The sequence below is a fragment of the Bacillus sp. PAMC26543 genome, assembly GCF_014250375.1.
GTDB classification, from domain to species: Bacteria; Bacillota; Bacilli; order Bacillales; family Bacillaceae; genus Bacillus; species Bacillus halotolerans.
Genome location: NZ_CP060193.1, coordinates 497425 through 518040, shown reverse-complemented (window position 1 = coordinate 518040; position 20616 = coordinate 497425). Strand labels below are relative to the sequence as shown.

Annotated in this window: 23 protein-coding genes; 2 read left to right on the top strand and 21 right to left on the bottom strand. The window is 45.2% G+C overall.

The features are described 5' to 3' along the window. Positions 1-21: 21 nt before the first annotated feature. Complete coding sequence (locus H7F27_RS02595) at positions 22-459, bottom strand: DUF5392 family protein (RefSeq protein ID WP_024123133.1); 438 nt, start codon at positions 457-459, stop codon at positions 22-24. A 243-nt stretch (positions 460-702) separates the two neighbouring features. Here H7F27_RS02595 and cls point away from each other — a divergent pair, with 243 nt between their 5' ends. Next, positions 703-2151, top strand: coding sequence for a cardiolipin synthase (gene cls, locus H7F27_RS02590; RefSeq protein WP_024123134.1), 1449 nt, complete (start codon positions 703-705; stop codon positions 2149-2151). A 297-nt stretch (positions 2152-2448) separates the two neighbouring features. Then, complete coding sequence (locus H7F27_RS02585; RefSeq protein ID WP_185848515.1) at positions 2449-2838, top strand: DUF5362 family protein; 390 nt, start codon at positions 2449-2451, stop codon at positions 2836-2838. 37 nt (positions 2839-2875) lie between these two features. Here the strand turns inward: H7F27_RS02585 and H7F27_RS02580 are convergent, their stop codons facing one another. The 20 genes from H7F27_RS02580 to murA form a co-directional block, all read right to left on the bottom strand. Beyond that, positions 2876-3517, bottom strand: coding sequence for an NAD(P)-dependent oxidoreductase (locus H7F27_RS02580; protein ID WP_095712825.1), 642 nt, complete (start codon positions 3515-3517; stop codon positions 2876-2878). Between the two features lie 67 nt (positions 3518-3584). Beyond that, on the bottom strand, positions 3585-3986 hold the full coding sequence (locus H7F27_RS02575; protein WP_095712824.1) for an Rrf2 family transcriptional regulator: 402 nt from the start codon (positions 3984-3986) through the stop codon (positions 3585-3587). A gap of 133 nt (positions 3987-4119) precedes the next feature. Further along, positions 4120-5829 (bottom strand): urease subunit alpha, encoded by a 1710-nt coding sequence (ureC, locus tag H7F27_RS02570; protein WP_024123138.1) that lies wholly within the window; start codon positions 5827-5829, stop codon positions 4120-4122. Further along, entirely contained in the window at positions 5826-6200 is a 375-nt protein-coding gene (gene ureB / locus H7F27_RS02565; RefSeq protein WP_024123139.1) for an urease subunit beta, read from the bottom strand. Before ureB ends, ureC begins: the two co-directional genes overlap by 4 nt. Next, a complete protein-coding gene (gene ureA / locus H7F27_RS02560; protein ID WP_024123140.1) occupies positions 6197-6514 on the bottom strand; it encodes an urease subunit gamma in 318 nt (105 codons plus the stop codon). The genes ureB and ureA overlap by 4 nt, the downstream gene beginning before the upstream one ends. A gap of 101 nt (positions 6515-6615) precedes the next feature. Continuing rightward, a complete protein-coding gene (gene urtE, locus H7F27_RS02555) occupies positions 6616-7317 on the bottom strand; it encodes an urea ABC transporter ATP-binding subunit UrtE (RefSeq protein ID WP_185848514.1) in 702 nt (233 codons plus the stop codon). Next, positions 7314-8063 carry an urea ABC transporter ATP-binding protein UrtD gene (gene urtD, locus H7F27_RS02550; protein ID WP_101859822.1) on the bottom strand — a complete coding sequence of 250 codons (750 nt, stop codon included), beginning with the start codon at positions 8061-8063 and terminating at the stop codon, positions 7314-7316. The genes urtE and urtD overlap by 4 nt, the downstream gene beginning before the upstream one ends. Then, positions 8038-9108: an urea ABC transporter permease subunit UrtC gene (gene urtC, locus H7F27_RS02545; RefSeq protein WP_101859821.1), complete on the bottom strand. Its 1071-nt coding sequence runs from the start codon at positions 9106-9108 to the stop codon at positions 8038-8040. The genes urtD and urtC overlap by 26 nt, the downstream gene beginning before the upstream one ends. An 11-nt stretch (positions 9109-9119) precedes the next feature. Further along, positions 9120-10022: an urea ABC transporter permease subunit UrtB gene (gene urtB / locus H7F27_RS02540; protein ID WP_101859820.1), complete on the bottom strand. Its 903-nt coding sequence runs from the start codon at positions 10020-10022 to the stop codon at positions 9120-9122. Positions 10023-10054: 32 nt separating this feature from the next. Further along, the gene (gene urtA / locus H7F27_RS02535) at positions 10055-11311 is read right to left on the bottom strand and encodes an urea ABC transporter substrate-binding protein (RefSeq protein ID WP_101859819.1); all 1257 of its coding nucleotides are present in this window, start codon (positions 11309-11311) and stop codon (positions 10055-10057) included. 200 nt (positions 11312-11511) lie between these two features. Next, positions 11512-11700: a stress response protein CsbD gene (locus H7F27_RS02530; RefSeq protein WP_024123146.1), complete on the bottom strand. Its 189-nt coding sequence runs from the start codon at positions 11698-11700 to the stop codon at positions 11512-11514. 74 nt (positions 11701-11774) lie between these two features. Further along, positions 11775-12254 carry a hypothetical protein gene (locus tag H7F27_RS02525; RefSeq protein ID WP_024123147.1) on the bottom strand — a complete coding sequence of 160 codons (480 nt, stop codon included), beginning with the start codon at positions 12252-12254 and terminating at the stop codon, positions 11775-11777. Between the two features lie 197 nt (positions 12255-12451). Then, entirely contained in the window at positions 12452-13585 is a 1134-nt protein-coding gene (locus tag H7F27_RS02520; protein ID WP_059353697.1) for a response regulator aspartate phosphatase, read from the bottom strand. Positions 13586-13788: 203 nt separating this feature from the next. Continuing rightward, positions 13789-14814, bottom strand: a complete 1026-nt coding sequence (gene moaA, locus H7F27_RS02515) for a GTP 3',8-cyclase MoaA (protein WP_095712818.1) — start codon at positions 14812-14814, stop codon at positions 13789-13791. Further along, complete coding sequence (gene fdhD, locus H7F27_RS02510) at positions 14811-15617, bottom strand: formate dehydrogenase accessory sulfurtransferase FdhD (RefSeq protein WP_024123152.1); 807 nt, start codon at positions 15615-15617, stop codon at positions 14811-14813. The genes moaA and fdhD overlap by 4 nt, the downstream gene beginning before the upstream one ends. A gap of 100 nt (positions 15618-15717) precedes the next feature. After that, entirely contained in the window at positions 15718-15879 is a 162-nt protein-coding gene (locus H7F27_RS02505; RefSeq protein WP_010332220.1) for a hypothetical protein, read from the bottom strand. 90 nt (positions 15880-15969) lie between these two features. Continuing rightward, positions 15970-16644 carry a vWA domain-containing protein gene (locus tag H7F27_RS02500; protein ID WP_101859853.1) on the bottom strand — a complete coding sequence of 225 codons (675 nt, stop codon included), beginning with the start codon at positions 16642-16644 and terminating at the stop codon, positions 15970-15972. Between the two features lie 322 nt (positions 16645-16966). Then, positions 16967-17650 (bottom strand): vWA domain-containing protein, encoded by a 684-nt coding sequence (locus H7F27_RS02495; protein ID WP_101859818.1) that lies wholly within the window; start codon positions 17648-17650, stop codon positions 16967-16969. A 424-nt stretch (positions 17651-18074) separates the two neighbouring features. Further along, positions 18075-19106, bottom strand: a complete 1032-nt coding sequence (gene spoIID, locus H7F27_RS02490) for a stage II sporulation protein D (RefSeq protein ID WP_024123155.1) — start codon at positions 19104-19106, stop codon at positions 18075-18077. Positions 19107-19299: 193 nt separating this feature from the next. Continuing rightward, positions 19300-20610, bottom strand: coding sequence for a UDP-N-acetylglucosamine 1-carboxyvinyltransferase (gene murA / locus H7F27_RS02485; protein WP_024123156.1), 1311 nt, complete (start codon positions 20608-20610; stop codon positions 19300-19302). Between the last annotated feature and the right edge of the window lie 6 nt (positions 20611-20616).

The following is a 20616-nucleotide window of genomic DNA, read 5'->3' as shown; positions in this document are numbered from 1 at the left end:
CTGACCCATGTCAGCTCTTTTTTAATACAGCATTTTCTTGCGTCTGTCTTCTTCAGTCAAAAACTCAACAAAGCTCCGCATCGCAAACGGTTCTTCCTTGATCTGGCGCGTATACGTGTTTTTGCGCTCTTCTGAAAGAATTTCGCTCTTTTTGATTCTGTTCAGCATATAAATATGAACGGTCTTTTGAATTTGTTTATGCTGATAGCCCGCTTCTTTAAAAAATGCTAATCCAAGTGCAGCAAGAAGCGCAAAAAGTCCGGCGCTGATCAGAGACTCTCTGTCTGCTGAAGCATGAAAAAGGAAAGCAGCCAAATTAAAGAGAGAGAATGCAGCAAGCGGAACAGCAAGAAAACGGTAGATGACAGTTTTCTTCATTAAAGGCTGTACAGCCTTTTGAATTTTTTGCATTTCTGTTTTAATGAACCCCGGCATTTGTTCAATTCTGTAAAAGTTCATGTAATTCTCCCCCTTTATTTGATTTTGCAAGGCTTCACGAACGTTATCATATGAGTTTATTTTAACGCAGGTGCAAGCTGGTTTTAAAGAAATCTGCCCGTGTTTTTCGCGAAGAATCTGGATCAACACACTTTATTCTTTTAAAAAGTCAGTGTTATAATTTGTAATGGGAATCAGATTGCTGTTATTCATGGAATACTAATGGCAATCTTCTTGATAAATATGAATTAGCGGGGTTACAAAGTGAGTATTTCTTCCATCCTTTTGTCACTTTTTTTCATTTTGAATATTCTTTTGGCCATCATTGTCATATTCAAAGAACGGCGCGATGCCAGTGCATCATGGGCTTGGCTGCTTGTTCTTTTCTTTATTCCCGTTTTAGGCTTTATTTTATACCTATTATTCGGTCATAATCTCAGACGCAAGCATTTGTTTCAATGGGAGGATCGAAAGAAAATCGGAATCGAAAAGCTGCTGCAGCATCAGCTTGAAGAATTAGAAAACAGGCAATTTCAGTTCAACAACCGGGCAACCTTTGATAATAAGGATTTAATATATATGCTCATCATGAATAATCACGCTGTCTTTACAGAGGATAATTCAGTTGATGTCATAACAGACGGACGTGATAAGTTTCAGCGGCTTTTACATGACATATCAAAGGCAAAGGATCATATCCATCTACAATATTATATTTACAAAGGTGATGAATTAGGAAAAAAATTGCGGGACGCCCTCATTCAAAAAGCGAAAGAAGGTGTTCAGGTCAGGGTTTTGTATGATGAGCTCGGGTCCAGAACGCTGCGCAAAAAGTTTTTTAAAGAACTGCGTGAGGCCGGCGGGCATGTGGAGGTCTTTTTCCCTTCAAAGCTCAGGCCGATTAACCTTCGGCTGAATTACCGCAACCACCGAAAGCTTGTTATCATAGACGGCATAACCGGTTATGTCGGAGGGTTTAATGTCGGGGATGAATATCTCGGGCTCAATCCGAAGTTCGGCTATTGGCGCGATACCCATATTCGATTGCAGGGAACGGCCGTTCACGCCATTCAGACACGATTCATCCTTGACTGGAACCAAGCTTCACATCATCATACGCTCACCTATATCCCGAACCACTTTCCCGATTGCAGCCCAAAGGGAAACGTCGGGATGCAGATTGTTACGAGCGGGCCCGATTCCGAATGGGAACAAATTAAAAATGGCTACATCAAAATGATTTCAAACGCCAAGCGGAACATTTTGATACAAACACCTTATTTTATTCCGGACGCAAGCCTGCTGGATGCATTGAGGATCGCGTGCCTGTCAGGCATTGATGTCAACATTATGATACCGAACAAGCCTGATCATGCTTTTGTATACTGGGCCACGCTTTCGTATATCGGGGATCTTTTAAAAGCCGGAGCCACCGTCTATATTTACGATAATGGCTTTATCCATGCGAAAACAATCGTTGTGGATGACGAAATTGCATCAGTCGGGACAGCGAATATCGACGTCCGAAGCTTCAGGCTGAATTTTGAGGTTAATGCATTTATTTATGATATCAACATTGCCAAAAAACTGGTTTCTACATTTAAAGAAGATTTGCTCGTATCCAGAAAATACACCTACGAGGAATATCAGCAGCGGTCATTATGGATCCGCATCAAGGAATCCGTGTCACGGCTATTGTCGCCGATTTTATAAGATGTGCCAATCCCCCCGGCCTTTATGGCCGGGGCTTTTCAGCATGGTCATAATCTATCATCACGCACCCCGTAAAAACGCGCGTGACCTTTCTCATATAGCGTGCAACCGTAATAAAAAATCACTAATATGATCACGGAATTTATCAACAGCGGCTTGCACCTCCGGATCGTCAGGCCAAACCCCATTCACACCGCGGCAAAATCAATTCATTATTTCTATTTCTTTATACAAAACTTCTCACAAATAGTGTATAAAAGAAAAGTGAGTATTTTTTTGTAAAGGGGACCCGTGTCAATGAATCCGGAAACGGTCAACAAAACCCTCATCAGTATTTCAAAATGGGGAAAAGCAACAGGCATTTTATTTATTATTATGGGCGCTTTTACTGCGCTTTCAGGCGCGTTCTTTTTTCTTATCGGCGCAGTGCCGGGCGTACTGCAAATCATTTCAGGCATCTTTTTGATGCGGTCAGCAAAAGAAGCAGGCTTAATGGCTAAAAAGCATAGCGGGCAATCTGAGGATTTAATGCTGGAGAACTATGCGAAATTTGTAAAGATGCAAGGGATTTATTTAATCGTGAGCATCGCTGTATCGATTCTGGCGATCATCGCATTCTTCATCTTTCTAATGCTTGGAATTGCCGACGGCATATTCAGCGATTATAATACGTACAGCACCTATTAATTAGAAAAACCCGGAGCATCCTCCGGGTTTTTTCTTGTTATTCCGCTTCGCTTACTACTGTGAAGCGTTCATTTTTGTGTGACGGATGTTCAAGCTCATCCAAAACAGCAATCGCATAATCGGCATAGCTGATATAACTGTCGCCTTTTGCGTTTACGATCACATTGTCTTTTCCTTTTTGGTAAGATCCCGTCCGCTTTCCTGCCGGATCAAAAAACGCCGCCGGGCTGAGGAACGTCCAGGAAATAGAGTCTGCCTTTTGCAGGTCTTTCAGGTTCTCTCCTTGATTTGATGCAGTCGGAAGATATTCTTTCGGGAATTCCGGTGTATCCATTAAACGTGTTGTTTTGGCTTCATCAACAAACAGGCTTCCCGCTCCGCCGACGACAAACAATCTTGTATGTTTTGCATCCTTTAGCAGGCTGATTAATGTTCTGCCTGCTTCAACATGAAGATGTTCCTGGCCAGGCGCAGCTCCAAAAGCGTTAACGAGTGCATCGAAAGGCTTGAGATCTTCTGCCGTCAGTTCAAAAACATCTTTCTCCAAAATCGCTGTATTCTGATCCTGCACTTTAGATGCATTTCGGACAATGGCAGTTACCTCGTGACCTCTTTCCTTCGCTTCTTTCAAAATCAGACTTCCCGCTTTTCCGCTTGCACCGATAATTCCTATTTTCATTTTTGATTTCCTCCTTATTTGTAACAATTTTAGTTACATGTTAGTGGTGAGAAGTCATCCCTTTTGATCAAAAGAGATGATTCATTACATCTTTTAATGACTTGCTTGCCAGCTCATTTTCCATCGCTTTTTGCACACTATCAAATGTCTCATCCAGCGCGCACTGAATTTTTTTGCCTACCGGACACTTCGGGTTCGGGTTTTCATGAACCGCAAATAGTTCCTCTTGGTTTTGAACAGCTCGATATACTTCTAAAAGAGAAATATCAGCCGGATCTTTTTTGAGGCTCGCACCCGGCACCCCGGCGCGTGATGTCAGAATATCGCCCTTTTTCAGCAGGCTGATCATCCTTCTTACAACAACCGGGTTGGTGTTGACACTGTCAGCGATGATTTCCGAAGACGCTTTTTCATCCATCGAAATGAGCGATAAAATATGAATGGCGACAGCAAGACGGCTGTTAATCATGTTTTTTCACCACCGTTGTAACTATAATAGTTACATTTAATTCATTTGTCAACATATAATATACACTAAATTTGCGCTTCTTGCGCATCCGTTTAGTCAATAAAACGGCCGGATGCACTCCGGCCGTGTCTTGTCAGAATAAGAAATATCGCTGTCCCAGCGGAACATAATCGACAGGCTGGCAGGACAATTCTTCTCCGTCAGCAAAGACCTGATACGTTTTCGGATCGACTTCAATCTTCGGCAAAGCAGCATTTAATTTCATATCCAGCTTGCTCAGCTTGCGGATGTTTTTCACAGGAGAAATTCTTTTTTCCAGCCCTAACCTTTCCGCCACACCCCTTTCAATGCCCGCCTGGGACATAAACGTGACGGAAGTTGAGCGGTTGGCTTTACCATAGGAAGCATACATTTGGCGCATGAACACAGGCTCCGGAGTCGGGATAGACGCGTTTGGATCCCCCATTTGCGCGCGTGCTATCATGCCGCCCTTTAAGACCAATTCCGGTTTCACGCCGAAAAATACAGGATCCCACAGGACAAGGTCAGCGAGCTTTCCTTTTTCTACAGAACCGACTTCATGGCTGAGGCCGTGAGTAATTGCCGGATTAATCGTATATTTGGCAATGTAGCGTTTCGCACGTACGTTATCGTTTCCGTTTTCTCCAATGAGAGCGCCGCGCTGTTTTTTCATTTTGTCAGCCACCTGCCAAGTGCGGATAATGACTTCGCCAACCCGCCCCATCGCTTGGGAATCCGATGATGTCATGCTGATCGCGCCGATATCATGGAGAATGTCCTCTGCCGCAATCGTCGCAGCCCTGATTCTGGAATGGCTGAACGCCACGTCCTCGGGCACCTTCGCATCTAAATGGTGACAGACCATCATCATGTCAAGGTGCTCATCCATCGTATTGACGGTGTAAGGGATTGTCGGCGTTGTGGATGACGGCAGAATGTTCGCGTAAGAGGCGAGCTTCATAATATCCGGAGCGTGGCCCCCGCCTGCTCCTTCAATGTGATATGTATGAATCACCCGGTCTCCGATTGCGTCAAGCGTGTTTTCCAGGAAGCCCGCTTCATTGATCGTATCCGTATGGATTGCGACTTGAATATCGGCTTCATCCACAACTTCCATACACGTTTTGATAGCGCTTGGCGTCGTGCCCCAGTCTTCATGAAGCTTCAGGCCGATGGCGCCGGCTTCCACCTGTTCGATCAGCGGCGCTTTATCGGATGCATTCCCTTTTCCTAAGAAGCCGACATTGATCGGGAATTCCTCGGCCGCTTCAAGCATCCTTGCCATATACCATGCACCTGACGTACATGTTGTCGCTTTGCTTCCTGTAGCAGGTCCCGTTCCGCCTCCAAGAAGAGTCGTGACTCCTGAAGAAAGCGCAACTTCCATCTGCTGAGGACAAATAAAGTGAATGTGCGTATCCACTCCTCCAGCCGTTAAAATTTTGCCTTCACCGGAGATCACCTCTGTACCCGCACCAATGACCATATGCGGATCGACCCCGTCCATGATATCGGGGTTGCCGCTTTTTCCGACACCCACGATCCGGCCGTCCTTTACACCGACATCTGCTTTGACAATGCCTGTGTAATCCAATAACACGACGTTGGTGATCACCAAATCCAAAGCGCCGTCTTTTCCTGTGATGCTGCCGTTTTGGCCCATGCCGTCACGGATCGTTTTTCCGCCTCCAAAGATCATTTCTTCACCATAAACAGTGAAGTCCTTTTCGACTTCGATCCATAAGTCCGTATCGCCCAATCTGATTTTATCGCCCGTTGTCGGACCAAACAGCTCCGCGTATTGCTCCCGTGACATTTTCATCGAATCACACCCTCCATCCAGCCGGCTTTCTTTAAGTTGGCTAACGTTTTTTCTTTCCCGCGTTCATCGATATACGTATCGGCCATTCCGTTCAGTCCTCTTACTGTTTTTCGTCCGCTGAATTCAACAAGCGTGACCGTTTTCTCCTCACCTGGCTCAAAACGGACCGATGTGCCTGACGGAATGTCGATACGCATGCCGATGGCTTGTTCGCGGTCAAACGATAGCGCACCATTGGCTTCCGCAAAATGAAAATGTGAACCGACCTGAATGGAACGTGATCCGGTGTTTTTCACCGCTATCTCCCGTGTCTGGCGGCCTTCGTTAATCGTAATGGTCCCTTCAGCAATCTGAAATGCTCCCGGCTTCATGACTTCACCTCCGCAGAAATCGGCTGGTGTACTGTGACAAGCTTCACTCCGTCAGGGAATGTAGCTTCCACCTGAATGCTGTCCAGCATCTCAGGCACGCCCTCCATGACATCTTTTTCAGTCAATACATGGCGGCCGGCTTCCATCAGCTCCGCCACTCCCTTTCCGTCACGCGCGCCTTCCATGATAAAACAGGTGAGATAAGCGGCAGCCTCGGGATAGTTCAGCAGAACGCCGCGCGCCTTTCGCTGCTTGGCTAATTCTCCCGCTGCAAAAATGAGCAATTTCTCTTGTTCAACCGGTGTCAGTTTCATCTTAGGTCCTCCTTATTATCGTCATTCATAAAGCGGATTGCGTTACATGAATCTCCGGAACGATGCAGGCGGGCCATCACCTCCCTTTCTCAGGATGCTGATCATACGGTGAGATGCCTTTCAAAACGGCGAGCCGTTTCTGCGTCAGCCTTTCCGTGAGCGACGACCGTTCCCCTGTCCATGACGTAAAGATAATCAGCGCACGTTAAGGCGTTCTCTAAGCTGTGTTCCACCAAAACAATTGCAGTCTCTTCTTTTCTGGAAATTTCTAAGATGACTTTTTGAATCAATTCCACGATTGAGGGCTGAATTCCTTCCATTGGTTCATCAAGTAAAATAATTTTTGGATTTCCCATCAGCGCTCTGGCAATCGCAAGCTGCTGCTGCTGTCCTCCGCTTAAATCGCCGCCTTTCCGGTCGAGCATGTCCTTCAAAACAGGAAACCACTGAAAAATCTCTTCCTTGATCCGCCCTCTCCGCTCCTTCTTAGGAAGCGGTTCTTCTCCGAGCAAAAGATTGTCGCGAACGGTTAAAGCGGGGAAGATGTCTCTCCCTTGGGGCACGTACGCAATTCCAGCTCTTGCCCGTTTTTCCGTCTTTTCGTTTTGAACAAACGTTTGATGAAAACGGATCTGTCCCTGTTTGGCCGGGATCAGGCCGATGATCGTTTTCAGCAAAGTGGATTTGCCGACTCCGTTTCGGCCTAATACAGCGACGATCTGCCCGGGGCGGACCTCCATGCTGAGGTTATGCAAAACCATGGATTGATCATAACCGGATGTCACATTACTGACTGCTATCATGACGCTCCGCTCCTTCCTAAATACACCGCTGCCACCTCTTCATTGCTTGTAATCTCATCCATCGATCCTTCACAAAGCACTCTCCCTTCATGCATCACCGTGACTTTTCTGGAAAACGAGCGGACAAACTCCATATCGTGCTCCACAATTAAAACGGAACACGTTTTGGCAATCTCCTCAAGGAGAGTCCCGGTTTTATCACGCTCTTTTCCCGTCATACCGGCGATCGGTTCATCCAGCAGCAAAAGCTTCGGCTCCATGGCGAGCTGCATGCCAATTTCGAGCCATTGTTTCTGCCCGTGTGACAGGCTGCCGGCTGTTAGATCCCGTTTATCATCTAACCCAATCAGCTGCAGAATGTCTATGATCCTGTCACTTTGCTGTTTTGTCATGCGCGCTGTCAGCAGTGAAAGGATCGTTTTTTTCTGTTTCATGGCAAGCTCGAGGTTTTCAAACACCGTCAGCTGCGTAAAGACACTCGGAGCCTGAAACTTTCTGGCGACGCCCATTTTCGCGATCTGATATTCCGGAACCTTTGTCAGTTCAGCCGTTTCCTGAAACACAATCTCGCCCGAATGCGGCTTTGTTTTCCCGCAAATGATATCCAGCATGGTTGTTTTCCCGGCGCCATTCGGCCCAATCAAAAAGTGAATATCATGTTCCTGTACACTGATATCTGCCCCCTGCAGCGCCCAAAACCCGTCAAACTGAACCTTCACGTCACGGCAGATAAGTATCGGTTTCATATGCAGCCGCTCCTTTCTTTTTAGAGAAGGAAAGCTGGGTTCCAAGCTTTTCAAACAGTCCGACAATCCCTCTTGGCAAGTAAAGCACGACGATCATAAACAGCGCACCGAGGAAATACAGCCAAATGTCGGGATAATATTCGCTTAAATAGCTTTTCATGCCGTTCGTTAACAGCGCGCCCAGCACAGCTCCGAAAATGGAGTGCCTGCCGCCGATCGCCACCCACAGCACCATTTCCACTGAAGGGATGATGCCCATCATTTCCGGCGAGATCATCCCGTCCTGAAGCACAAACAGCATCCCGGCAATTCCCGCCATCGCAGCGGACACACAGTAAATAAACACTTTAAAAACGGTGGAATGATAACCGAAAAAACGCACCCTGTTCTCTCCGTCGCGAACCGCCTGCAAAAGCCGGCCAAAGCGGCTTCTCGTAAGAAACAAAGCGAACACAACAGTAAGGCCGAGAAAAAAGACTGTGGCAAAATACAGGATCTGCTTCAAGGCAGGATCAGCCAGAGAATATTGAAAAATCGTATAGAAGCTGGTAAGTCCATTGGTGCCGCCGGTGATTTCCTGGCTGCCGATAAACAGTGTGACCACCACAACGACGACAGCCTGTGATATCAAAGAGAAATAAACTCCCTTTATATTGTTGCGGAACGTAAAATAACCGAGCAGAAACGCCAGTAGCACAGGCACAGCGACAGCCGCCGCAATTGCAGCGAAAGGGTGCCTGAACAAAGCCCAGATCCACGGCAGTTCGCTGACACCCGCCCACTCCATAAAATCAGGAATGCCGGACGGTGAGGCTTCTATTTTTAAATACATCGCCATACAGTAGGCGCCCAATCCGAAAAAGACGCCGTGCCCCAAGCTCAAAATGCCTGTATATCCCCAAATCAGGCAAATGCCGACCGCCACAATCGCAAAGCATAAAAACTTCGCCAACAGCCCCAATCGAAACTCCTGAAGAAAGAACGGAGCTGCGATAAAAAGGGCAAACATCACAAAATACGGACTGAATTGCGAAAACTGCTTCATCCGGCACCCCCCTAATCAAGTAATCTCGTTCTGACGCTTGCAAGACCCGAAGGCCGCCATTGCAGAAAGAGAATAATAAACGCAAACACCACAACCTTGGCTATGGTGGCGCTTGTCGAATACTCTACAAATGTACTGAGTAATCCCACCATCACAGCCCCGATAATTGTTCCTTTTAATTTTCCGATCCCGCCTAAAATGACGATCATAAAAGCATCGACCAGATAAGAGGAACCGAGAGTAGGCCCGATTGACCCGAGCAATGTGAGTGAGCTCCCCGCAATACCGGCCAGCCCGCTTCCAAGCGCAAAAGCCAATGTATCTGTTTTTCTCACAGATACACCAAGACAGGATGCCATACTCCGGTTCAGCGTAACCGCCTGCATCCTCCGCCCCGCCGGAGTTTTAAACAAATAGAAGCCCAGCAGCGCAAGCGTAAAAAGAACAAGCGCCAAAATAAACAGCCTTTTATATGGAAAGGTGACCGAAAACAGTGTCACTCCTCCCGACAGCCACTCAGGAGACTGAACAGCGACATTCGGCGCGCCAAAAATGGACCTGGCCGTCTGCTGAAGGATCAAGCTTACCCCCCATGTTGCCAAAAGGCTGTCGAGCGGACGGTCATATAATCGCCTGACAATCACTTTTTCAATGACAATGCCAAGCAGTGCCGCAACTGTAAACGACAAGATGACCGCAATAAAAAAGTAATAAGAAAAGAGAGAAGCCGGCAAATAGCTTAAAAACAGCTGCTGAATGACATATGTCGTGTAGGCTCCCGCCATCATCAGCTCACCGTGCGCCATATTCATAATGTTCATCAAACCGAATGTAACGGCCAATCCAATCGCAATGAGAATCAAAATAGAACCGAGACTGATCCCGTTAAATAATTGAGTCACAACAACAGACATGTTCCGCCTCCTCTCCCGCAAACGGCTTTCATTTATTTAGATAACCCCTTTGCCCAGTCGTACGTTTTTAAAAACGGATCAGGTTTTACCGGATCACCTGAGTTCCATACTTCTTTAAATTGTCCATCCCCCGTGATTTGCCCGATCCTAACTGTTTTGTAAAGATGCTGTGTATCCCCATCGATTTTCACTGTGCCGCCCGGGGCCTTGAATGCAATCCCGTCAGCCGCCTTCTTCACTTTATCGATCTCAAAGGACTTGGCTTTTTCAACGGCTGCCGCCCAGAGATACACCGCATTATACCCGGCTTCAATCGGATCACTGGTCACCCTGTTATCTCCGTTCTGCTTTTTATAATTCTTCACGAATGTCTGATTTTCTGCTGTATTTGTTGTTTGGAAGTAATTCCACACCGCATAATGCCCTTTTAGCACATCTGTCCCGATCCCCCGAATTTCTTCCTCTGCGACACTCGCCGACATGACAGGAATATCATCAGCTGTCACACCCGCATCTTTCAGCTGTTTGAAAAATGCCACGTTGCTGTCGCCGTTTAATGTGTTAAAAATCACATCCGGCTGCTTTTCTTTGATTTTGCTGACCAGCGTACTGTAATTCGTGTGGCCGAGCGGCGTATACTCTTCACCGGCAACTTCTCCCCCAGCAGCTTTTACTTGCGCTCTAATGATTTTATTGGCTGTTCTCGGGAACACATAATCCGAGCCGATCAGAAAGAATGTCTTGCCTTTATTCTTCAGCAGCCAATCGACAGCCGGCACGATTTGCTGATTTGTCGTTGCTCCGGTATAAAAAATATGAGGCGATGACTCCATGCCTTCGTATTGCACCGGATAGAACAGCAGCCCGTTATTTTGCTCCACAACCGGGAGCATCGCCTTGCGGCTCGCTGATGTCCATCCTCCGAATACAGCCGCCGCTTTGTCCTGCTGAAGCAGCTTTCTCATTTTTTCGGCATAGGTAGGCCAGTCAGATGCCCCGTCCTCCACCACGGGTTCAAGCTTTTTGCCGAGAACGCCGCCTTTTTGGTTGATTTCATGAATAGCCAGCAGCTCTGCATCATGGACGGATACCTCGCTGATCGCCATTGTCCCGCTTAATGAGTGAAGAATCCCAACCTTCACTGAATCCCCGCTTGTGTCAATTTCAACTGTTTTTTTCGCATCTCCGCTGGCTTCCGACACTTTCTTCGGCGCCGTACATCCCGTGATCAGAATCGTGATAAGAAACATCAGAAAGACACCCTGTATTCTAACCCCTTTGCTTTTCATCCAGAACCTCCTTTGTCTGATTGAGTCAACTGATGTCATAAAAGTTAACAACTTATGTCATTTATTATATAGAACAGGCGCATTACTTTAAAGAATATTTAAAAAATTTAGATATTTTAACCAAATCGATTGTCTTTTTTGTTATTTTTATTCACATAAAAAAAAGGCAAGAAACAATGTTTCTTGCCTTGCCGATCTGATTAATCTTTATCTGTGAATTTATCCTTCGCTTCACCGATACCCTTTTGGACCTCGCCTTTTGCCTTATCTTTTTTGCCTTCAGCCTGCATGTCCGTTTTGTCGGTCATATCTCCGACTTTATCCTTCACTTCTCCCTTGGCTTTATTTAAGCCGCCTTTCATTTTATCTTTTACACTATCGTTACCCATGTGTCATTCTCTCCCTTCATTTAAAGTGTGTACTTGTTACCTTCCCGATCTGAGCAGCGGTAAACATTTGAATATTATTTATCGATTTCATAACGCTCTCCGTAACGGAGCACCTTGTAGAGCGCCAGCCCGTCAGATGATTTATTTTCTGAGTAACGGACCGGCAGCAGGGCAAAAAACACATAATACGTAGAAAAGTAGACAAACTGATAGAAAAACACATTTGGCTCCAATACACTGTGTATAATGAGCAAATTCACTGCGAAAATGGTTATTAAGTTAAACAGGCAGCCTCCGGCATAAACAAGTGCGTGTGAGAATCGGTTGTCGATCTTCAGCTCACCGTACCGGCAAAACGAATCCATAAAATAAATGGTTCTGACCTGTATCGGCCCAATCTTGAACAGTTTTTTGCCCATCCCGATATCCAATGAACCCTTCCCGCCAAAAACAAAAGCCATAAAGCTGTGCCCGGCAACATGTATAATAGATACAAGCGGCAGAACGATGAGGAAAGACCATAGAAACTTCACCATATCATCAAATCCAAACATTGAATTCCCCCTCACGCTTGTCATAAACAACAACACATATGCACTCCGCCATTTCTTGTTTCACAAAATCGCGGCTTCCATTCGTTTGTGTTCAAAAACAGTATGTAGCGATTTTTCCTGTTCTCCACGGAAATAAACGTCCCGATGCTCCCCTTTTTTTGTATAAAAAAAACCATCCGGCATCAGATGGTTTCGTCTTACACTTGATATAAACAGTCTTCCTTCAGAATCAGCGCTCTCATGCTGACCGCTTTTTCATAGAAAAACACCGCATCTTTATAGTTTTCATGAAGGCTGGAATATGCAGCCGCATCCAGAGCAAATTCCTCAATATACACATACAGGGACTTGGCTTCCATATAATCAAATACCTCTTGAATCATATCCATATTAACGGATTCCACATATAGAGCCTGCAGAAATTTATATTTTTCCAGACTGAAGCTGTCGTTTCGTTTTCGGGCGATGGCAATCCCTTTTTCATAATAATGCATAGCCGCCTGTTCAGCCTGTTTTTTGAAGAGTACACGCGTTAAGCTGAACAGCGCTTTCGGGAGCTGCTCCAGCTGGTGTTCCTCAAAGACAGGAAGCGCTTTTTCAAAGTATGCAGCCGCCTGGTCCAGTTCTCCTTTTTCATCATAACAGTTCCCCATGTTGTAGAGGGCTGATCCGATCAAGCGGGGCTGTCCTTCCAGTAAAGCCAAACGATAAGCGTCATCGAGATGCTCGAGCGCTTTTTCATAATTTCTGTAGTCTATATAGTTTCCTGATATGACAAAATGGCATTGAATTCTTCTGACCCTGTAAAAATCATGAGCCTTGTAGGTCTCAAGCGCCTGTATCGCATGATTCATGGAAAAGTGGGTCTGCTTCATAATATAAAATACTTCCGCTACTTTAAAATGAAATTCCGCTCTTTCAATATCATCCTCTACAAACGCAAGCATTTTCTCAGCTTTCCGATAGAAAGATATGGCTGAGATGTAATTGTTCTGTTCAAATTCATACATCCCTCTGAACAAATGAAAATAATACTCAGATAATCCCGAGATGCTGTCCTTGCTGCTTTCCAGCCTCTCGATCAATTCACGATATTGGAGCTGAGATTCCTCGTGCAGGTCGGGCTTTACATAATCAAGCATAATTTGATGACGGTAGCTGATCAGCTGATAGTACAACAGAAGCAGCTGATCCTCTTCCATATGTTCTATATCATGATCAATCTCTTCCTTCAGCTGAACGGCATCAGCCACTTGAAATGCTAAAATGTGCTTATACCACTGATTGATTTTCACTCCTACTTGAGATGACGGGATCTCGTAAGCGGCCATGCCTCTCCAACCCTTTCTATGAACTAGTGGTTATATTTTATCATATTGTATGGCTTTAGAATTAAAATTTCTTCCAGTGATTCCTTCTTTTTGCCTATCCTTATATTTTTCGGTTTCTGATTGGATTTTTTGCACTTTTTGGCGCATTACAGTTTTTGACACAAAAAAAGCTTACCGGACTTAGCCGATAAGCTTTTATCATATTAACCGCCAATATAAGACATTTCCACTTTCTTTTTGCCCGCTGTTTTTGAAAGAGTCCGGTCAACTGAATATTGGTCTATCCGATTCTTCCACACTGTGCCGATCATCGCTGTCAGCTCGCCATCACTTAATCCCTGCCGAACCGGCGCTCTGAGGTCATATCCGCTTGAAGCGAACAGGCAAGTAAACAACTCACCGCGCGCAGACAGGCGTGCCCTGTTACACGAGCCGCAGAACGCATCAGATACAGAAGAAATCACGCCGATTTCGCCAGATCCGTCCAAGTAGCGAAACCTTGAAGCAACTTCCCCTTTATAGTTAGGCGCGATCGGTTCAACCGGCATGTGTTCATTGATTACATCAATGATTTCCGCCTTTGTCATGACGTCTTTCTTTTCCCATTGGTTGGTGTTGCCGACGTCCATAAATTCGATGAATCTCAAGATATGCCCTTTTTCTTTAAAATAGCGCGCCATAGGCAGGATATCTTTTTCATTGACGCCCCTTTGGACGACCATGTTGATTTTAACGCCGAGCCCTGCTTGTTTCGCCGCTTCAATGCCTTCAAGCACCTTGCTGACAGAAACCCCTCGCCCGTTGATCATTTTAAAGCGTTCGTCTTCTAATGAATCAAGGCTGATGGTCACCCGTTTTAAACCGGCTTCTTTGAGCTTGTCGGCATAAACAGGCAGCAGCGACCCGTTTGTCGTCATCGCAATATCACGTAAACCTGGAATACGGGCCAGTTTTTTAATTAATTCGGGCATGTCCTTTCTCATGAGCGGCTCTCCGCCGGTCAAGCGGATTTTCTCCACTCCGAACCTGGTGACAAACAGCGCCGCAAGCCGTTCCAATTCCTCAAATGAAAGCAGCTCCTCTTTCTTTAAAAAAGGATAATCCGGGCCGAATAATTCGGCTGGCATACAGTACGTGCATCGGAAGTTGCAGCGGTCTGTAACAGAAATGCGAAGGTCTCTGAGCGGTCTGTTCCTTTTATCTAACATCTGGCGAGATTCTGTATTCATTGCTGCAGCCCCTCCTGTCCCCCAATTCTCTCGGGATGTGTATATACATTAAAAGATCCGTTTCTCACAAAACCGATCGCTGTAATATTTAATTCTTCTGCCATTTGAATCGCAAGCTCTGTCGGGGCCGATTTTGAAATCACAATCGACACGCCGATTTTTGCCGCTTTTAACAGCACTTCTGATGAGATTCTGCCGCTGAAGACAATCAGTTTATCGCGAACAGACATCCCATTCAGCAGACAATGTCCGTATAATTTATCAAGCGCGTTGTGACGGCCGATATCTGTGCGCATCAAAAGCACTTTCTCCGTATCGCAAAGCGCCGCATTATGTACGCCTCCCGTCTCCTGAAACGTCCCGCTTTCTTTTTGCATATCCTTCATAAGCGCCAAACAAGTTTCAGGCGAAATCTTCATTTGACTGACAGCCGTCTTGGCGGTTTTGACATCCTGCTGAAAATAAAAATGGCGGCCCTTTCCGCAGCACGAGCCGATCACCCGTTTCGTATATTCCTGTTGATTCAATGTCTCAGGATGAATGAGATCGACATACACAAAACCGAGACTTTCATCTATTGTAAACCTTTTAATCTCTTTTTGAAATCGAATAACACCCTCAGATGCGAGAAATCCGATGACAAGCTCTTTGATATGCTCCGGCGTGCAAACGAGCGTGACAAACTCACTGCCGTTCACCATCACCGTCAACGGATATTCTGTCACCATCCGGTCGGTTTGCCTGCTCATTTCCCCTTGTTCATAACGCCATATCTCCCTGACCGCAGTTACTTTATCGTTCAATGTCTCTTCCCCTCCGCAATGTTCCTGCCTTTATATTTTTTCACACTCCTCAGATTTTGTCGAATCCTGTTATAAAAAAAAGAGCCCATTCTAAAGGACTCTACGTTTGGTTATGCTGATTCTTTTTCAGGATCATAAACAGCACAAGAGCTGCGATCAAAGTGAGCATGCTGACAAAAAAGAAAGCTGCCAGTTTCAGAAAAACACCGAGCAATATGAAAACCACGGCGGCTATAAGAAATATCAGTCCTAACAATCTCATGTTTTCCACCCCTTTTACGGGTATCATTCCCGCCGGCCCTGTTTTTAAACCAATAGAAAAAGGCGCCTGGGGGAGCGCCTTTTCATTCGGTTACTCAGTAAATTTTTGTGCTTCTTTTTCCCAGGCCTGCTCGAATTCTTCCGCGCTGTCAGCTGAAATATATTCTCCGCCGCCAGCAACAGCCGCCTGTTTCATTTCTGCGTTTCCTTTCACATCAAAGTTGAAGCCGATAATATTTACAATCGTATCTACATTCGCTTCACGAAGCTTTTCAATTTCATCAGCAGGATTTCCGCCGCATGTTTCTTCACCGTCAGTGATTAAATACACCACGTTTTTCCCGTCTGCATCAAACGCTTCAAATTCTTTTCTTGTATCAGAAAGCGCTTTGGCAATTGGCGTCCAGCCGGTCGGTTTGATGCCGCTTAATGAATGGTCAAAGAGCGTTCCTTCATATGGATGAAGGCCGTAAATCGTTTCTGTTGTGCTGCATGAAAGAGCCTTTCCGGAAAGTTTATTGTTTCCCGCATGTCCAAAGACGCGAAGCATCAGATTTGTATCCTCAGGAAGCAGCTCGGCAAAAGACTTTACTGATTTTTTGGCAATGTCTATTTTTCGTTCTCCTCCTGTTTTTTGAACCATACTTCCGCTTCCATCAAACAGGACAGCTACATTCGTGTCGGCTTTTTTCTCAGCGGCAAAAGACGGGGACGCAAAGGAGACAGTCAACAGTCCAATAATACCGGCAGTCAGTAATTTTTTCATGTTTAACTTCCTTTCTTTATCATATTTTCCAACCATTTGTTGGATTCTTCTTTATGCTAGAATATGAAACCACAAAATGATATAGGGCAAGCTGCCTTTTATCTCCCTTTCACTTTCTATTCAAAATCACCGGAAACCTCAATATTTTTTAGCCATTTTCACCCAAAAAATATAGAAAGAATGTGACACCATTCATTCTTTCTTCTCCGTGATCAGGAGAGAAAAGCTGAAATCTGCTACTATGCTACAGGCGGGCAGCTGCTTACTTTTGAACGTTTTGTTAAAAACAAAAAAGAGGCTGACCTTTCAGCCTCTTTTTTTCTTATTTAGATAACATCAGTGATTGCTGAGTGAAAATTTTCTCAACATCTTTTTGCGTATAAGCAGGGAAATATTCTCCGCCGCCGACTTTAGCAATTGCGTTCAGCTGGCCTTTATACCCTTCTTTATAGTCAAATCCAATGACATTTACTGTGATGTTGTCTTTATGAAGTTCTTTTGCTGTTTTGATCGGATTGCCGCCGCATGTTTCCTCACCGTCTGTTAGCAGGTAAACGACTTTTTCTCCTTTTGCATCAAGCTGATCGAAAGAAGATTTTGCCTCGTTCAGCGCTTTTGCGATCGGTGTCCAGCCAGTCGGCCCGATTGTGTTAAGAGAATTGAGGAAGCTCTGTTCGTTAAAGCTTTGGAAGCCGTATACGTTGCGAATGGCTTCGCATGATTGAACTTTTCCGGAATTCTTATTGTTTCCTTCTGAACCAAACACACTCATTTTCACTTGAGTGTCCGCAGGCAGTGAGCTTGCAAACTTTGAAACTTCTTTTTTGGCTGAATTAAATTTAGATACACCGTCTATTCTTTTCGCCATGCTTCCGCTGGCATCAAGCAAAACCGCCACGTTTGCCGGAGCTTCAGCCTTCGGTTCTGTTTTTTCAGCAGCAAAAGCAGGTGACGTCAGTCCAAATAGCAATCCTGTCATCATGATCAGTGAAAATCTTTTCTTCATGTTCGTGCCCCTTTTCAAGTTTGTTTCTGCGTGCAGATGTTCAACGCTGAACATAACTAATCGTAATCGACAAAAACAGAGAAATAAATAGGGCGGGCTTCCCCATTGCCGCTGTTTACTTTTGCATAGAAACCTTTGTTTTTATTAGTGATTTCCGCCTAACAGCAAAATGAAAAATCATGATTGTCAGCCTTTCGCCTTTCGTTATATGAGTCTGTCGAAGTCTGTCGATCAATGTGGATTACTTTACCACAATCTCAGTGTCAGCAAATATGAAAAAGGAACTGATTCCCTCATCATCATATAGGCTATAAAATACGCAGGAGGCCTTTAGAAGGTCTTTAACCGCTCTTACATAAAAATAGACTTAGGAACAGAATATACGCTTAAAAACGGCAAAAAAGACGCTTTATGAAGCGTCTTTTTATTTCTTCGCCATATATTTATTTAAAAACGAATCGGCGGTTGAAACCTGTGTTCCTTGATAATAGTACTTCACAATCTCATCAACTGTTTTGCCCTCTTTCGCCATAAAATTGGCTCCATACTGGCTCATTCCCACACCGTGTCCAAAGCCTTTTGTGGTAATGGTAATGGTGTCTCCGTTTCGTTTCCATTCAAAATCAGCTGAATTGAGGCCTAGCTTTTCGCGTATGTCCCTTCCTTTCAGCGTCTTGCCGTTAATGACGGCTGTTGCCACCTGATGGCCCGGTGTCTCTCCGGTAATTTTTCCGACTGTATTTGACCCATTCAGCTGGACGCCAAGCTTTTGTTCAAATTGCGCCACTGTAAAGGTTTTGGTGGCCTTATACTTCGGAGACTTTTTATCCCAAGAGCTTTTGACGCTTTTTAAATAAGGAATGGCACTTGTCCAATATGCTTCCGCATTTTCTGTATAACCGTTGCTTGTGGAGAAAAAGGAGGCTTCAATCGGCTGGTTGTTGTACGTTAAGATTTTGCCTTGCGTACTGGCAACCGCATCTGTGATTTTTTTCAGCTTTGCTTCATAATCTGCGCCCCACTGATTCTTCAGCTCCGCTTTGCTTTTGTACACCTGGAACATCTGAGTATCATCCACCAGCGAGCCTTTAGGGGCCTCTACTGCAGAATTTGAAACCATCAGTCTGACAATAAACGTTCTTGCGGCGAGAGCCTGTGCCTTCAGCGCTTCAGGTTCAAAGGTAGCCGGCATTTCGGAGGCGACGACTCCGATGACATACTCTTCAAGCGGAATATCTTCTACGGATTGATTGGCGGTTCGATAGACTGGAATAGAAACAGGCGATGCTTTCAATGTTTCCGCTCCTTTTGATTCTTGTATCGTGTTGACTGCTGTCTTTCCTGATTCTCCTCTGGCCCCGGCTTCTTTATTATGCTGAAACGGGATCACTAAGAGTGTGGGGACCAAGAGAATCAATGCACATAGTACGGATAGTGTGATTGCGAATTGTTTCATATTCAGCTGCCTCCTGCTCGGGATTCGACTCTAGTCTAGTCTATGGGCAGGGACAAGCTAATATGACTCTCCTTTTGGACAGAAACTTTATTTGTCATTTACGTATTCTTTTTTGCTATTTTGCGCATAATGATGATAATACACTAAAAATAAAAAACCAGTATGCCAGAATGACATACTGATTTTCAATCCTTTATGCGTTTAAGTCTGAGACAACTTCTTTGCTTTCTTGCTCAGAAGCAGACTCATCGTTTACACGTTCGATGTCTGCGCCAAGACCGGCAAGCTTCTGATGGAAATCAACATAACCGCGGTCTAAGTGTTTCAGTTCAGTAACACGTGTATGACCTTCAGCCACTAACCCCGCAAGAATCAACGCTGCGCCTGCACGCAAGTCAGTAGCTGCAACTTCAGCTCCTTGAAGCTGTACAGGGCCGTTAATAATCACAGAACGACCTTCAATCTTGATATCACCATTCATACGGCGGAATTCTTCCGCATGCATAAAACGGTTTTCAAAAACAGTTTCCGTAATCATGCTTGTGCCGCTTGCACGAAGCAGAAGCGCCATCATTTGTGACTGCATATCAGTCGGGAATCCAGGGTGAGGCATTGTTTTAATGTCGATCGGTTTCAGTTCTTTCGGACCGATCACACGAAGGCCTTCTCCTTCATCCTTAATCGTAACACCCATCTCTTCCATTTTTGCGATTAAAGAAGTGAGGTGTTCAGGAACCGCTCCTTTAACTAAAACATTTCCTTCAGTGATTGCAGCGGCAACCATGAATGTGCCCGCTTCAATACGGTCAGGTATAATATGGTGTCTTACGCCGTGAAGCTTGTCGACTCCTTCAATTTTAATGGTGCCGGTGCCCGCTCCGCGGATTTTTCCGCCCATGCCGTTGATATAGTTTGCTAAATCAACGATTTCAGGCTCTTTCGCCACGTTCTCAAGCGTTGTTGTTCCTTCAGCTAAAGCAGCTGCCATAATCAGGTTTTCTGTTGCTCCCACACTTGGGAAATCCAGATAGATTTTCGCGCCTTGCAGACGGCCTTTTACTTCAGCTTCAATGAAGCCATTACCGACTTTAATTTCTGCGCCCATTGCTTCAAAACCTTTTAAATGCTGGTCTATTGGTCTAGATCCAATTGCGCATCCGCCCGGAAGCGCTACTCTTGCATGACCTGTACGCGCAAGAAGCGGCCCCATGACAAGCACAGACGCACGCATTTTACGCACATATTCAAAAGGTGCTTCAGTTTGCAAAGCGTATGAAGCATTTACAGTGACTTCATTATTCTCAAAATGCACATCTGCTCCTAAATGACGCAACACTTCATTAATTGTATATACATCGGAGAGCGTAGGTACATCACAAATTACGCTTTTTTCTTCACTTGCTAATAAAGATGCAGCGATAACTGGTAAAACGGCATTTTTAGCGCCTTCAACTTTGACTGTGCCGTTTAACTTTTGACCGCCGCGGACGATGATTTTTTCCAAGGTATT